The sequence below is a fragment of the Bradyrhizobium sp. 26S5 genome (assembly GCF_036923295.1).
Taxonomy (GTDB): Bacteria; Pseudomonadota; Alphaproteobacteria; order Rhizobiales; family Xanthobacteraceae; genus Bradyrhizobium; species Bradyrhizobium septentrionale.
This window is the reverse complement of sequence record NZ_CP145948.1, coordinates 3,510,986-3,525,045: the sequence shown is the minus strand read 5'-3', so window position 1 is coordinate 3,525,045 and position 14,060 is coordinate 3,510,986. Positions and strand designations below refer to the sequence as shown.

At 63.6% G+C, this 14,060-nt stretch carries 12 protein-coding genes and 1 pseudogene; 4 read left to right on the top strand and 9 right to left on the bottom strand.

What is annotated here, in order from left to right:
* Window positions 1-32 precede the first annotated feature (32 nt).
* On the top strand, window positions 33-806 hold the full coding sequence (locus V5279_RS16265; RefSeq protein WP_338698978.1) for an ABC transporter permease: 774 nt from the start codon (window positions 33-35) through the stop codon (window positions 804-806).
* The gene (locus tag V5279_RS16260; RefSeq protein ID WP_338698976.1) at window positions 803-1,588 is read left to right on the top strand and encodes an ABC transporter ATP-binding protein; all 786 of its coding nucleotides are present in this window, start codon (window positions 803-805) and stop codon (window positions 1,586-1,588) included. Before V5279_RS16265 ends, V5279_RS16260 begins: the two co-directional genes overlap by 4 nt.
* A 15-nt stretch (window positions 1,589-1,603) precedes the next feature.
* On the opposite strand, the gene V5279_RS16255 is transcribed toward V5279_RS16260, so the two are convergent.
* From V5279_RS16255 to urtA, 7 genes and pseudogenes are all read right to left on the bottom strand, one after another.
* A complete protein-coding gene (locus tag V5279_RS16255) occupies window positions 1,604-1,954 on the bottom strand; it encodes a zinc ribbon domain-containing protein (RefSeq protein ID WP_338698974.1) in 351 nt (116 codons plus the stop codon).
* Between the two features lie 100 nt (window positions 1,955-2,054).
* A complete protein-coding gene (fmdA, locus tag V5279_RS16250; protein ID WP_338698972.1) occupies window positions 2,055-3,284 on the bottom strand; it encodes a formamidase in 1,230 nt (409 codons plus the stop codon).
* 24 nt (window positions 3,285-3,308) lie between these two features.
* A complete protein-coding gene (gene urtE, locus V5279_RS16245) occupies window positions 3,309-3,998 on the bottom strand; it encodes an urea ABC transporter ATP-binding subunit UrtE (protein ID WP_338698968.1) in 690 nt (229 codons plus the stop codon).
* A gap of 14 nt (window positions 3,999-4,012) precedes the next feature.
* Window positions 4,013-4,765, bottom strand: a pseudogene (gene urtD, locus V5279_RS16240) (urea ABC transporter ATP-binding protein UrtD); the annotation flags it as partial.
* A gap of 12 nt (window positions 4,766-4,777) precedes the next feature.
* Window positions 4,778-5,911, bottom strand: a complete 1,134-nt coding sequence (urtC, locus tag V5279_RS16235) for an urea ABC transporter permease subunit UrtC (protein ID WP_338698966.1) — start codon at window positions 5,909-5,911, stop codon at window positions 4,778-4,780.
* A 16-nt stretch (window positions 5,912-5,927) separates the two neighbouring features.
* Window positions 5,928-6,854, bottom strand: coding sequence for an urea ABC transporter permease subunit UrtB (urtB, locus tag V5279_RS16230; RefSeq protein WP_029080655.1), 927 nt, complete (start codon window positions 6,852-6,854; stop codon window positions 5,928-5,930).
* Window positions 6,855-6,973: 119 nt separating this feature from the next.
* Window positions 6,974-8,236 carry an urea ABC transporter substrate-binding protein gene (urtA, locus tag V5279_RS16225; protein WP_166203950.1) on the bottom strand — a complete coding sequence of 421 codons (1,263 nt, stop codon included), beginning with the start codon at window positions 8,234-8,236 and terminating at the stop codon, window positions 6,974-6,976.
* A 168-nt stretch (window positions 8,237-8,404) separates the two neighbouring features.
* Here urtA and V5279_RS16220 point away from each other — a divergent pair, with 168 nt between their 5' ends.
* Together V5279_RS16220 and V5279_RS16215 are read left to right on the top strand one after the other, a co-directional pair.
* Window positions 8,405-11,773 carry a hybrid sensor histidine kinase/response regulator gene (locus tag V5279_RS16220; RefSeq protein WP_338698959.1) on the top strand — a complete coding sequence of 1,123 codons (3,369 nt, stop codon included), beginning with the start codon at window positions 8,405-8,407 and terminating at the stop codon, window positions 11,771-11,773.
* A complete protein-coding gene (locus V5279_RS16215; protein ID WP_338698957.1) occupies window positions 11,763-12,689 on the top strand; it encodes a response regulator transcription factor in 927 nt (308 codons plus the stop codon). Before V5279_RS16220 ends, V5279_RS16215 begins: the two co-directional genes overlap by 11 nt.
* A 40-nt stretch (window positions 12,690-12,729) precedes the next feature.
* Here V5279_RS16215 and pcaG read toward each other — a convergent pair whose 3' ends face one another.
* On the bottom strand, window positions 12,730-13,332 hold the full coding sequence (gene pcaG / locus V5279_RS16210; protein WP_338698955.1) for a protocatechuate 3,4-dioxygenase subunit alpha: 603 nt from the start codon (window positions 13,330-13,332) through the stop codon (window positions 12,730-12,732).
* On the bottom strand, window positions 13,333-14,034 hold the full coding sequence (gene pcaH, locus V5279_RS16205; RefSeq protein WP_338698953.1) for a protocatechuate 3,4-dioxygenase subunit beta: 702 nt from the start codon (window positions 14,032-14,034) through the stop codon (window positions 13,333-13,335).
* Window positions 14,035-14,060: the final 26 nt, after the last annotated feature.

Here is a 14,060-nt window from a genome sequence, read left to right as displayed (position 1 = left end):
GACCGGCGCGTGAGATACGCCTGGATACCGTGATGCGTCCCCTCGAGCCCACGACATCGACGCAGCGCGTGGCCTATGGCCTCGCCTTCTTCGTGCTGTTCGTCGCCCTCTGGTCCTGGGCCACGTTCGGCGGCCATGTGTCGAAGACATTCCTCGCCAACCCGCTGACCATGGTGCAGGAGGGCTATGAGCTGATCGCCAAGCAAGGCTTTCTGTTCGACATCGGGATGACGGTCTGGCGGGTCGTCGGCGGCTTTGCCCTTGCCGCCGTGATTGCGGTGCCGATCGGCGTGCTGATGGGCGCCTACAAGCCGATCGAAGCCTTCCTCGAACCCTTCGTGTCCTTTGCGCGCTATCTGCCGGCGTCGGCCTTCATCCCGCTGTTGATCCTGTGGGCGGGCATCGGCGAGCTGCAAAAGCTGCTCGTGATCTTCATCGGCGCGGTGTTTCAGATCATCCTGATGGTGGCGGTGACCGTCGGCGCCACGCGGCGCGACCTGGTCGAAGCCGCCTACACGCTCGGCGCGCGCGACCGCGGCATCATCCGCCGCGTGCTACTGCCGTCCGCAGCCCCCGAGATTGCCGAAATCCTCAGGCTGGTGCTGGGCTGGGCCTGGACCTACGTCATCGTCGCCGAGTTGATCGGCTCGTCGTCGGGCATCGGGCATATGATCACCGACAGCCAGGCGCTGCTCAACACCGGCCAGATCATCTTCGGCATCATCGTCATCGGGTTGATCGGCCTGATCTCCGACTTCCTGTTCAAGGCCTTCAACGCCTGGCTGTTCCCGTGGAAGCTCGCATGACCGCGCTCAGGATCGATCAGGTCTCGCGAACCTTCCCCGCCCGCGCCGGCCACGCGCCGACCCGGGCGCTCGAGCCGACGACGCTCGATGTCGGCGACAACGATTTCGTCACCATCCTCGGCCCCTCCGGCTGCGGAAAGTCCACCTTGCTCCGGATCATTGCCGGGCTCGACCGGCCGACCAGCGGGCGGGTCACGCTCGATGGCCGCGAGGTCACAGGCCCCGGCGCCGATCGCGGCATGGTATTTCAGTCCTACACACTGTTTCCATGGCTGACCGTGCGCGAGAACATCGCCTTCGGCCTGCGCGAGCGCGGCGTTGGACAGGCGGAGCGCCACGAGATCGCCGACGCCTTCATTCGCCGGGTCGGACTATCCGGCTTCGAAAATCACTGGCCCAAACAGCTGTCGGGCGGCATGCAGCAGCGCACCGCGATCGCCCGGGCGCTGGCCAATGATCCGAAGATCCTGCTGCTCGACGAGCCGTTCGGCGCGCTCGACAACCAGACGCGGGCATTGATGCAGGAGATGCTGCTCGGCATCTGGGAGCGCGACCAGAAGACGGTGCTGTTCGTCACCCACGATATCGAGGAAGCGATCTTCCTCGGCAGCCGCGTCATCGTCATGAGCGCGCGTCCCGGCCGTATCAAGGCCGAGATTACGGTCGACCTGCCGCATCCCCGCTCCTACAAGATCAAGACCACGCCAGAATTCGTCACCCTGAAGGAACGGCTGGTCGAGGAGATCCGCACCGAGGCCTTGAAGGTCGCCGAGCAGGCCTGACGGCCCGCCCCGTCGTCAGTGGCTGATCATCCAGGGACGCGCGGTCGGAAAGCCTTTTGCCCCGCTCTTGGTCTTGGTCATCAGCCGAGCCGGCTTCTTCTTTCCCGTGGTCGAGCAGCAGCCGCAGCCCAGGCCGTGCGCGGCCTTGTACTGATCGAGCGTCTTCGGCGCGTGCCGACTCTGCTCATTGGTGGCGTGAGCTTTGCGCTTGTCCGAGGACATGCAGAAGAACGCCGGCGCGGTCAGGATCACGCGCGGCGACGTCGTCTCGCATTGCGGACAGTCCTGCGGCAGGTCGCATTCGGCCATCGGCCGCATGTCGGTGAAGGGACCGCAGTCGTTGCAGAGATATTCGTAGATCGGCATTTCCGTATCCTCGCGCAATCGTGTGAGGTCTCCCGCGGCGGATGCGGGGCGGCCAATACGCAGCCGTCCCGCATCCTTCGCGCAGGGATCACTTGAAGGATTACTTGTCGGGCGAGATCGGCATCTGGATGTCGCCCTTGATGTGCTTGATCGGTCCCGCCGACGACGGCATCACGTCGAAGTCGAAGATTTCCGTCGGCAGCCACAGCGTGGCGCAGGCATTGGGCACGTCAACCACGCCGGAGATGTGGCCCTGACACGGTGCGGTGCCGAGGATCGAATAGGCCTGGGCGCCGGAGTAGCCGAACTTCTTCAGGTATTCGATCGCGTTCAGGCAGGCCTGGCGATAGGCGATGTGGACGTCGAGATAGTGCTGCTTGCCGGCCTCATCGACCGAGATGCCCTCGAAGATCAGGTAGTCCTTGTAGTTCGGCGTGATTGGCGACGGCTTGAACACGGGGTTCTTGATGCCGTACTTCGCCACCCCGTCCTTGATGACATCGACCTTGATGTGCAGCCAGCCGGCCATTTCAATGGCGCCGCAGAAGGTGATCTCGCCGTCGCCCTGGCTGAAATGCAGATCGCCCATCGAGAGCCCGCCGCCCGGCACATAGACCGGGAAATAGATCTTCGAGCCGCGCGACAGATCCTTGATGTCGCAATTGCCGCCATGCTCGCGCGGCGGCACGGTGCGGGCGCCCTCAAGACCGATCTTGGCCTTCGCATCGCCCTTGGCCTGGCCGGCATGTGCGGTCGGCGCGAACGGCGGATTGGCGAGGCCCGGCACCCGGGTCGGATTGGTCGCGATCAGCTCGGCCTCGCGCTTGTTCCAGGCCGCCAGCATCTTGGCATCAGGCAGACAGCCGATCAGGCCGGGATGGATCAGGCCGGCGAAGTTCACGCCGGGGACGTGACGCGACGAGGTGTAGAGGCCCTTGATGTCCCAGATCGACTTCTGCGCCAGCGGGAAATGGTCGGTGAGGAAGCCGCCGCCGTTCTGCTTGGAGAAGAAGCCGTTGAAGCCCCACAGGCTCTCCTTGAGCGGACCGACGTCGAGCAGGTCAACAACCAGGAGGTCGCCGGGCTCGGCACCCTTGACGCCGATCGGGCCCGACAGGAAGTGCACGATCGACAGGTCGATGTCGCGAACGTCGTCGGCCGAGTCGTTATTCTTGATGAAGCCGCCGGTCCAGTCGACGGTCTCGATGATGAAATCGTCGCCCGGGCTGACCCACTCGACGATCGGAACCTCCGGATGCCAGCGGTTGTGGATCTTGTCGTTTTCATAGGCGGACTTGCTGAGATCAACCTTGATCAGTGTATCTGGCATCGCTTGCTCCCCTTGGGTTACTGGTTAGACAGACAGATATTTCGAGATCTGCGAGGCATCGACGCCGTCGCGTGGATCGTCGCGGACGATCTCGCCGTTCTCGATGACGAGCACACGGTCGGCGATGTCGAGCGCGAAGCTCAGGACCTGCTCGGAGACGACGATCGACAGTCCCCGCTCGTCGCGGATCCGCTTCAAGGTCCGCGCCATGTCCTTGATGATTGATGGCTGGATGCCCTCGGTCGGCTCGTCCAGCAGCAGCACCTTCGGCTTGGTCGCAAGCGCCCGGGCGATCGCGAGCTGCTGCTGCTGCCCGCCCGAGAGATTGCCGCCGCGGCGGCCCTTCATCTCGAGCAGCACCGGGAACAGCTCGTAGATATCGCCGGGAACCTCGGAACCGCCTGACACCACGAGCCCGGTCTCGATGTTCTCCTTCACCGTCATGGTGGAGAAGATCATGCGGCCCTGCGGCACATAGGCCAGGCCCTTGGCGACCCGCTCATAGCTCTTCATGGCGCCGAGTTCGGTGCCGTCCATGGTCACCTTGCCGCTCTTGGTCGGCAGGATGCCCATCAGGGACTTCATCAGCGTGGTCTTGCCCATGCCGTTGCGGCCCATGATCGCAACGATCTCGTTGGGCGCGACGGAGACGTTGAGGCCGTGCAGCACCTCGCTCTGGCCATAGGCGACGTGAAGATCATTGATTGCCAGCATCGACGCGCTCCTTGGTGACCCAGGTACACTTCAATAACCTTGGGATCGTTCTTGACGTGCTCCATCGTCCCCTCGGACAGGATCTGCCCCTGGTGCAGCACCGTGACCTTGTGCGCGATGTCCTCGACGAATTTCATGTCGTGCTCGATCACCAGCACCGAGCGATCCTTGATGATGCGGTTGAGCAGCTCGGCGGTCTTGGCGCGTTCGGACACGCTCATGCCGGCGACCGGCTCGTCGAGCATCAGCAAGTCCGGGTCCTGGATCAGCAGCATGCCGATCTCGAGCCATTGCTTCTGACCATGGCTGAGCTGGTCGGCATAGGTGTTGAGGCGATCCTTCAGGAAGATCATCTCGGCGACCTCCTCGACCCGCTGCTTGACCGCGTCGTCGCGCTGGAAGGCCAGTGAGCCGAACACGGTGCGGCCACGCGGGTAGGAGATTTCGAGGTTCTCGAACACGGTGAGGTCCTCGAACACCGACGGCGTCTGGAACTTGCGGCCGACGCCGGCCTGCACGATCTCGTTCTCGCGCAGCCTGGTCAGCTCCTGGCCGCGGAACTGGATCGAGCCCGATGTGGCCCGAGTCTTGCCGCAGATCAGGTCGAGCACCGTGGTCTTTCCGGCGCCGTTCGGGCCGATGATGACGCGGATCTCGTTCTCCTCGACATAGAAGGAGAGATCGTTGACGGCCTTGAAGCCGTCAAAGGACACGGTGAGTCCGGAGACGGCGAGCAGAAAATCCTTGGGCTGATGGCCGACGAGCATGTTGGTTCCTCCTCACTCGGCCGGGGCGCCGTCGGCGACAAGGCCCGCCGATTTTGATCTTCGCGATGCCAAGAGGCGATCGATGCGCGGCTGGACGTGGTCCGCCCAGATGCCGGAGAGCCCGTTCGGGAAGGCCAGCACGACCGCGATGAACAGTGCGCCGAGGCCGAACAGCCAGAGCTGCGGGAAGGATTCCGAAAGGCTGGTCTTGGCGAAATTGACCAGCAGCGCGCCCCAGACCGCGCCGAAGATCGACATCCGGCCGCCGACCGCGGTGTAGATCACCATCTCGATCGACGGCACGATGCCGACGAAGGACGGCGACATGAAGCCGACCTCGAGCGTGAACATCGCGCCGCCGATCGCGGCGAACACCGCCGCGGCGCAGAACGCGAAGATCTTGAAGTTGGCGACGCTGTATCCGGAGAAGCGCACGCGGTCCTCCTGCTCCCTCATCGCCACCAGGATGCGCCCGAGTTTTGTCAGGCGGATGAACTGCGCGGCGACGATGCAACCGAACAGCAACACAACCTCGACGAAGTACAGAATGAATTTGGCGTGATCGGTGCGGATGTCCCAGCCGTGCAGCGTACGCAAGTCGGTGATGCCGTTGATGCCGCCGGTGTAGCCCTGCTGTCCCACGATCAGAATGGTGAGGATCGCGGCGATCGCTTGCGTGATGATCGCAAAGTAGACGCCGCCGACCCGGCGCTTGAACATCGCCGCTCCGATGATCAGCGCGAAGAAGGCGGGAACCAGCAAGATCGCCAGTACCGTGACCGGAAAACTGTGGAACGGCTTCCAGAACAGCGGAAGCTGCGTGATCTGGTTCCAGTCCATGAAGTCAGGAATGCCCGGCGTCGACTGGATCTTGGTGTTCGCAACCGAGGACGCCTCGAGCTTGAGATACATCGCCATGCAGTAGCCGCCGAGGCCGAAAAACACGCCCTGCCCCAGGCTCAAGATGCCGCCATAGCCCCAGCACAGCACGAGGCCGATGCCGACAAAGGCGTAGGTCAGGTATTTCGCGACTAGGTTGAGGCGGAAGATATCCAGCGACAGCGGCAGGATGACAAACAACAGCACCGCGAGCGCAAAAAAGCCGATCAGTTCGGAGCGATTGAAAAAGCGCGAGTTGATGATCATGACCTGCCTGTTGTTCTCATTTGCGGACCTTGAGCGCGAAGAGCCCCTGCGGACGCACCATCAGGATCGCGACGATCGTGAGCAGCGTGATCACCTTTGCCATCGATCCCGACAGGAAGAATTCCAGCGTCGACTGGGTCTGCGAGATCGAGAAGGCCGAGGCGATGGTGCCGAACAGGGACGCGGCGCCGCCGAACACCACCACCAGGAAGGTATCGACGATGTAGAGCTGGCCGGCGGTCGGCCCGGTCGACCCGATCATGGTGAAGGCCGAGCCCGCGACGCCGGCGATGCCGCAACCGAGGGCAAAGGTGTAGCGGTCGACCTTCTCGGTGTTGATGCCGACGGCGCCGGCCATCACACGGTTCTGCACCACGGCGCGCACCTGCTTGCCCCAGCTCGACCAGAACAGCACGTAAGCGACCGCAATCGTGATCAGGATGGTCAGCGCCATCACGAACATGCCGTTGATCGGGATCTGGATCGAGTCGGTCGCCTGCCAGGAGCCCATCATCCATTCCGGCAGCTCGACGCCGACCTCGCGCGCGCCGAAGATCGAGCGATAGGCCTGCTGCAAGATCAAGCTCAGGCCCCAGGTCGCGAGCAGCGTATCGAGCGGACGCTTGTAGAGATGGCGTATCAGCGCCCACTCGACCAGCATGCCGAGCGCGCCTGAGGCGATGAACGCCAGGATCATTGCGATGAAGAAGTAGCCGGGAAACAGCCAGGGCGCGATGTGCTGCACGGTGTTCGACGTCATCCAGGTGACGTAGGCGCCGAGGATCATGAACTCGCCGTGGGCCATGTTGATGACGCCCATCTGGCCGAAGATGATGGCAAGCCCCAGCGCCATCAGCACATAGACGGAGAACAGGATGAGCCCGGCGAATCCCTGCATCGCAAGGATGGCGCCGAGATCACCGATCGAATAGTCGCCGAACATCTGATCCTCCAGTCCAAGGAGCATACGCCGCCGCGCAGCGGCGCCCGATCGGCGGCGTGGGCGGTGACGTCCACGCCGCGATGCGTTGAGGTTGAGGGTGGCGCGCTAAGCGCGCCGCCTCACTGGTAGCCCTTGGGGAACGGATCCGGCTCGACGAGATCGGCGGTCTCGTAGATCAGTTCATACTGGCCATCGGCCTTGGCGCGTCCGACGCGGGTCTTCGACCACAGATGATGGTTCTCGTGGATCCGGACGTAACCTTCCGGCGCGCCCTTGAACTCGACGCCGGGAGATGCCGCCGCGATCTTGTCGATGTCGAAGGAGCCCGCCTTCTCCACCGTCAACTTCCACAACCACGGGCCGAGATAGGCGGCCTGCGTGACGTCTCCGATCACGGTCTTCTCACCCCACATCTTCTTGAAGGCGGGCACGAACGCCTTGTTGTTGGGATTGTCGAGCGACTGGAAGTACTTCATGCAGGCGTAGGCGCCCGCGATGTTCTCACCGCCGATGCCGTCGATCTCGTCCTCGGTGACCGAGATCGTCAGCAGCGTCTGCTTCGACAGGTCGATGCCGGCCGCCTTGAGCTGCTTGTAGAACGCAACGTTGGAGCCGCCGACGATGATCGCGTAGATCACGTCCGGCTTGGTCAGCTTGATCTTGTTGATGACCGAGTTGAACTGGGTCGAGCCGAGCGGGAAGTACTCTTCGCCGACCACCTTGCAGCCCTGCAGGTGGTTCTCGATGTGCTTGCGCGCGATCTTGTTCGAGGTGCGCGGCCAGATGTAGTCCGAGCCGAGCAGATAGAAGCTCTTGGCGCCCTTGGTCTTGTTGACCCAGTCGAGGCCGGCGATGATCTGCTGCGTCGCCTCCTGGCCGGTGTAGATGACGTTCTTGGACTGCTCGAGGCCTTCATAGAAGGTCGGGTAATACAGCATGCCGTTGTACTGCTCGAACACCGGCAGCACCGCCTTGCGCGAGGCCGAGGTCCAGCAGCCCATCACGGCCGCGCATTTGTCGTTGACCAGGAGCTTCTTCGCCTTTTCCGCGAAGGTCGGCCAGTCGCTCGCGCCGTCTTCCTGGATGAACTTGATCTTGCGGCCGAGCACGCCGCCGGCGGCGTTGATCTGCTCGATCGCGAGCTTCTCGGCCTCGACCGATCCGGTCTCGGAGATCGCCATGGTGCCGGTCACCGAGTGCAGGATACCGACCGTGACTTCGCTATCGGTGACTGCAAGACCCGTGGTGTTGACCGCGGAGGTTGCAGGAACATCGGCAAATGCCGGACGGCCCAGCATCGAAACGGCCGGCAAAGCGGCCATTCCCATCAAGAGCTTGCGCCGAAGCGGAGACTGCAGGCCTGGTTTTGTTTCGTCTGACATGAGCACCCCATCTGGTTCGAGAACGCTTATTGATGAGGCGAGGATTGCTTACTTTTGTGCACCGCACTGATACGTGAGATCGCGTATACTGCACCGCAAAATAGCGACGTAGGTTTTTTTACGGGATTTGCCCGCGATCAGAGCATCGTGGACCAGGAGTAAGAACGAGTGGCAGGGCGGCAGCGGATAGACCGCGTCAGGCGCCAATACAATCAATGGGTCGCCAACCAGACGCTGGAAGACTACGCGCTGCGCTTCACCGCCAAGAGCGCCAGGCGCTGGTCCGCCGCCCGCGTCGCCAACACCGCGCTTGGCGCGATCTCCTTCCTTGCGCTGGAGGCGATCGGGGGCACCATCACGCTGAACTATGGCGCGATGAACGCCTCCGCCGCGATCCTGGTCGTCAGCGTCATCATCTTTCTCTGCGGGCTGCCGATCGCCTACCACGCGGCGAAATGCGGCATCGATATCGATCTGCTGACCCGCGGCGCCGGCTTCGGCTATATCGGCTCGACCATCACCTCGCTGATCTACGCCTCCTTCACCTTCATCTTCTTCGCGATCGAGGCCGTGATCCTGGCCAGCGCACTCGACATGTGCTTCGGCATTCCGCGACCGATCGGCTATTTGATCAGCGCGGTCGTGATCATTCCGCTTGTGATCTACGGCATCACGCTGATCAGCCGCTTCCAGCTCTGGACCCAGCCGTTGTGGATCATCCTCCACATCATGCCGTTCGCGGCGATCGCCTGGGCCAACCCGCATTCGTTCACCGAGTGGCGCAAATTCGCTGGCGATCACGGCGATCCCGCAGGCAACCTCGATCTCCTGCTGTTCGGCACCGCGGCCTCCGTCGTGTTCGCGCTGGTGGCGCAAATCGGCGAGCAAGTCGACTTCCTGCGCTTCCTGCCGCGTGACCGCCGCACCTCGCGAAAGGCCTGGTGGATCGCCCTGCTCAGCGCCGGTCCGGGCTGGATCGTGCTCGGCGCGCTGAAGCTGCTGGCCGGCTCGTTCCTGGCCTTCTTCGCGCTCAGCCACGGCGTCTCGGCCGAGCACGCGGCCGAGCCCGCCAACATGTATCTCGAAGCCTTCCGTTACGTGCTGTCGCAGCCGGATCTCGCAATGGCGCTGACGGGGACCTTCGTGATCCTGTCGCAGGTCAAGATCAACGTCACCAACGCCTATGCCGGCTCGATCGCCTGGTCGAACTTCTTCTCCCGCCTCACCCACTCGCATCCCGGCCGCGTGGTGTGGCTGGTGTTCAACGTCGTCGTCGCGCTGCTGTTGATGGAGATCGGCGTCTACAAGGCGCTGGAGCAGACGCTCGCGCTCTACTCGAATGTCGCGATCGCCTGGGTCGGCGCGCTGGTGGCCGATCTCGTCATCAACAAGCCGCTCGGCTTGCGGCCGCAGCATATCGAGTTCAAGCGCGCCCATCTCTGCGACATCAATCCGGTCGGCGTCGGCGCGATGACGATTGCGACGGTGGTCTCGATCAGCGCGTTCTACGGCCTGTTCGGCCCGACGGCGAAGGCGCTGTCCGCCTTCGTTGCGCTGGCCGTCGCGTTCATCGCGGCCCCCCTGATTGCCTGGGCGACCGACGGCAAATACTACATCGCACGCAAGCCGAAGCGCAGCTGGCAGAACCTGGAATCGATCCAGTGCTGTATCTGCGACCATGCATTCGAGCCCGAGGACATGGCCTCATGCCCGGCCTATGCCGGCCCGATCTGCTCATTGTGCTGCTCGCTCGACGCGCGCTGCCACGATCTCTGCAAGCCACACGCGCGGATCGGCGCGCAGGTCTCGGACGCCCTCGGCAAGGTGATGCCGCAGCCGATCTATGCGCGCCTCAACTCGCAGCTCGGACATTACCTCGGCGTGTTCGCAGTCTCGGCCGGTCTGGTGGCACTGGTGCTCGGCCTGATCTATTTGCAGACCACGGCGGCCGTGCATGCCAACGAATTGCTGGCCGACGTGTTGTGGAAGGTATTCTTTGCGCTGCCCCTCATCATCGGCGTCGTCGCCTGGCTGTTCGTGCTGGCGCAACAGAGCCGGCGCGCCGCCGAAGAAGAAACGCGCCGCCAGACCACCCTCCTCATCCAGGAGATCGACGCCCACAAGCGCACCGATGCCGAACTGCAGCGCGCCAAGGAAGTCGCGGAATCAGCCAATCTCGCCAAAAGCCGATACGTCGTGGGCCTCAGCCACGAGCTCCGCTCGCCGCTGAATGCGATCTCCGGCTACGCGCAACTGCTGGAGCAAGACAACAGCCTGCAGACTCGGCCGCGCGACCAGGTGCGCGTGGTCCGCCGCAGCGCCGATCATTTGTCGGGACTGATCGACGGCATTCTGGATATCTCCAAGATCGAGGCCGGCCGGCTCTATCTCTCGCGCGACGAGGTGCGGCTGAACGATTTCCTCGAGCAGCTGGTCGGCATGTTCCGCCTGCAGGCCGCCGCCAAGGGCATCGACTTCGTGTTCAGGCGGCCGGCCGTGCTGCCCGTCGTGGTCTATGCCGACGAGAAGCGGCTGCGGCAGATCCTGATCAACCTGCTCTCGAACGCGATCAAATTCACCCAAACCGGACGGGTGCAGTTCGTCGTGCACTACCGCAGCCCGGTCGCCGAGTTCGAGGTGATCGATACCGGGCCAGGCATCCAGCCCGACGACCTCGAGCGGATCTTCGCGCCCTTCGAGCGCGGCGCGCTCGGCGTCACCCAACCGCAGACCGGCACCGGGCTTGGCCTGACCATCAGCCGCCTGCTCGCCGGCGTGATGGGCGGCGACATCAAGGTCTTGAGCACGGTCGGCACCGGCAGCACGTTCCGCGTCAAGCTGCTGCTCTCCGAAGTCACCAATCCGCGTCGCGATGCACCGGTCGATGCTCCCGTCTACGGCTATCATGGCCCGCGCAAGACGATCCTGATCACCGACGACGACCCGACCCACCGCGACCTTTTGCGCGAGATCCTGGCGCCGCTTGGCTTCATCCTGCTCAGCGCACCGGACGGACCCGGCTGCCTTGCACTCGCACAGCATTGCCGGCCGGACATGTTCCTGCTCGACATCTCGATGGCGGGCATGGACGGCTGGACGGTCGCCGAGACCCTGCGTTCCGAAGGTCATCACCAGGCCCGCATCCTGATGATCTCGGCAAGCGCGCTGGAGGCTCACGGCGCACCGCTGGCGCAGCCGTTCCACGACGGCTATTTGATGAAGCCGATCGACATCCCGCGACTGTTAGAGACCATCCGCCTGCTGCTCAAGATCGAGTGGCAGTATGAGGCCGAGCAGGCTCCGGCCCCGCAATGGAAACCCGATGGTGGCTCTCGTCCGCCCGTGAAATATGTCGAAGAGCTGATCAGCCTCGGCCAGCTCGGTTATATCAGGGCGATCCAGCTCAAGCTCGACGAAATCGGCAACGAACATCCCGAACACGCCGATTTCGTCGGCCAGATGCGCACGCTGATCGACCGGTTCGATCTCGATCAGTATATGGCGACATTGAAGATATTGCACAGCTATGACCATTGAACAAAGAAAGCGCGACGTAGCGCTCGTCGTCGACGACTCCCCGGAGACGTTGCGCCTCCTCACCGACGCGCTCGATGGCGCCGGCATGACCGTGATGGTCGCACTCGACGGGGCCTCCGCGATGCGCATCGTCGACCAGATCACGCCGGATATCGTGCTGCTCGATGCCGTGATGCCCGGCATGGACGGCTTCGAGACCTGCAGGCGGCTGAAGCGCGACGCCGGGCTCGACGGCGTCCCGATCATCTTCATGACGGGACTGGCCGAAACCGAGCACATCGTGCGTGGGCTCGAGGCCGGCGGCGTCGACTATGTCACCAAACCGATCGTGGTCGAGGAGATGTTGGCCCGCATTCGCGTCCATCTCGCCAATGCGCGGATGACGCAAAGCGCCCGTGCGGCGCTCGACGTCTCCGGCCGCTATCTGCTCGCGGTCAACAGCGCGGGCGCGCTGCTGTGGGCGACGCCGCAGGCACAGAAACTGCTGTCCGACACGCTGGCCGACGCCGCCGACAATTTCGCGTTGCCCGAGCCGATGCCGCAATGGCTCGAGCAGGCGCAAAAAGGCGGTGCCGGAAAGAAGACCGCGACGGTGGCGTCGTTTCCAGGCAACGAGCAGCTTCGGCTCCAATTCATGGGCAAGCTCGGCCCCAACGAATTCCTGCTGCGGCTGGCCAAGGACACCAGCGGCGACATGCCGGCCGAATTCTCCAGCGAGCTCGGCCTGACCACCCGCGAGGGCGAGGTGCTGTCGTGGCTTTCCAAGGGCAAGACCAACCGCGACATTGCGCAGATCCTGGGCTTGAGCCCGCGCACCGTCGACAAGCATCTCGAGCAGATTTACGCCAAGCTCGGGGTCGAGAACCGCACCGCCGCGGCCGCGATCGCGGTCAACGCGAGGCACCGCAAGTCCTGAGGCGGTCCCCCGCTTGAGCTGAGCTATTCGTCCCAACCGGCTAGACGTCGAAGAACACCGTCTCGTTGTCGCCCTGCAGATGGACGTCGAAACTGTAGGTATTGCCCGCACCGGCGTTGCGCTTGGCGATCAAGGTGGCGCGGCGATCAGCCGGCACCAGCGCCAGCACGGAATCGCCGGCGTTGCCGGCCTCATCGTCAAAATAGATCCGCGTGTAGAGATGCAACAGCATGCCGCGCGCGAACACCGCGAGCGCGACGTGCGGCGCCTGCGGCTTGCCGTCGGCATCCGGCACCACACCCGGCTTGAAGGTGTCGAAGGCGTAGCTGCCGCTCTTGTCGGTGCCGCAGCGGCCAAAACCCTTGAAGGACGAATTCGGCAGTGCGCGCGCATCCTGCGGATCGGAGAAGCGGCCCTGGCCATCGGCCTGCCAGATCTCCAGCATGCAATCCGGGATCAAAGCGCCGTCGCCGTCATAGACCTTGCCCTCGACGCGGATGCGCTCGCCCGAGACATCGCCCGTCAAGAGGTTGCTGGTGAAGGCGTCGTTCCATTCGTATTCGCCGTTCGGCGTCAGGCCGTATTTGAAATAGGGACCGACGGTCTGCGAGGGCGTGATTCCATCAGGACGCGGGTTCGACACTTACCTGGTCTCCATCGGCGTGGCGTTGCGGCCGCGCAGCACGATATCGAAGCGGTAGCAAAGCGCCCATTCCGGCTTGGTGTTGTCGAGATCGAACGACGAGATCATCCGCGCCCGCGCCTTCTCGTCGGTCACCGAGTTGAAGATCGGATCGTACGGAAACAGGGGATCGCCGGGGAAATACATCTGCGTCACCAGACGCGAGACGAAGGCGTGGCCGAACACCGAGAAGTGGATGTGGGCGGGCCGCCAGGCGTTGTGGTGATTGCCCCAGGGATAGGCACCGGGCTTGATGGTGATGAACTTGTAATAGCCGGCTGCATCGGATTGCGTGCGGCCGGCGCCGGTGAAATTCGGATCGAGCGGCGCCGGATGCTGGTCGACGACATGGATGTAGCGGCCGCAGGCATTGGCCTGCCACAGCTCGACCAGCGTGTTAGGCACGCCGCGGCCGTCCTCGTCCAGCACATGGCCGTGCACGATGATGCGTTCGCCGAGCGGCTCACCCCTCGCCTGGATGGTGAGATCATTGTCGTGCTCGCGCACGGTCTCATGACCGTAGACCGGCCCGGTCAGCTCCGAGAGCGTGTGCCGCATCGGGATCAGCGGCTTTTGCGGCGCGCGTTTGATCGCGCTCCGGTACGCAGGGGACAGCCGCGCGGGATGGACGCTGTTCGAAGCGACCGGATAGATCAACGTCATGGGTTTGCTCCAGACCGAGTTGCTGC

Coding starts and splice junctions, on each gene's coding strand:
- V5279_RS16265 (WP_338698978.1), top strand. CDS start 33: ATGCGTCCCCTCGAGCCCACGACATCGACGCAGCGCGTGGCCTATGGC.
- V5279_RS16260 (WP_338698976.1), top strand. CDS start 803: ATGACCGCGCTCAGGATCGATCAGGTCTCGCGAACCTTCCCCGCCCGC.
- V5279_RS16255 (WP_338698974.1), bottom strand. CDS start 1,954: ATGCCGATCTACGAATATCTCTGCAACGACTGCGGTCCCTTCACCGAC.
- fmdA (WP_338698972.1), bottom strand. CDS start 3,284: ATGCCAGATACACTGATCAAGGTTGATCTCAGCAAGTCCGCCTATGAA.
- urtE (WP_338698968.1), bottom strand. CDS start 3,998: ATGCTGGCAATCAATGATCTTCACGTCGCCTATGGCCAGAGCGAGGTG.
- urtC (WP_338698966.1), bottom strand. CDS start 5,911: ATGATCATCAACTCGCGCTTTTTCAATCGCTCCGAACTGATCGGCTTT.
- urtB (WP_029080655.1), bottom strand. CDS start 6,854: ATGTTCGGCGACTATTCGATCGGTGATCTCGGCGCCATCCTTGCGATG.
- urtA (WP_166203950.1), bottom strand. CDS start 8,236: ATGTCAGACGAAACAAAACCAGGCCTGCAGTCTCCGCTTCGGCGCAAG.
- V5279_RS16215 (WP_338698957.1), top strand. CDS start 11,763: ATGACCATTGAACAAAGAAAGCGCGACGTAGCGCTCGTCGTCGACGAC.
- pcaH (WP_338698953.1), bottom strand. CDS start 14,034: ATGACGTTGATCTATCCGGTCGCTTCGAACAGCGTCCATCCCGCGCGG.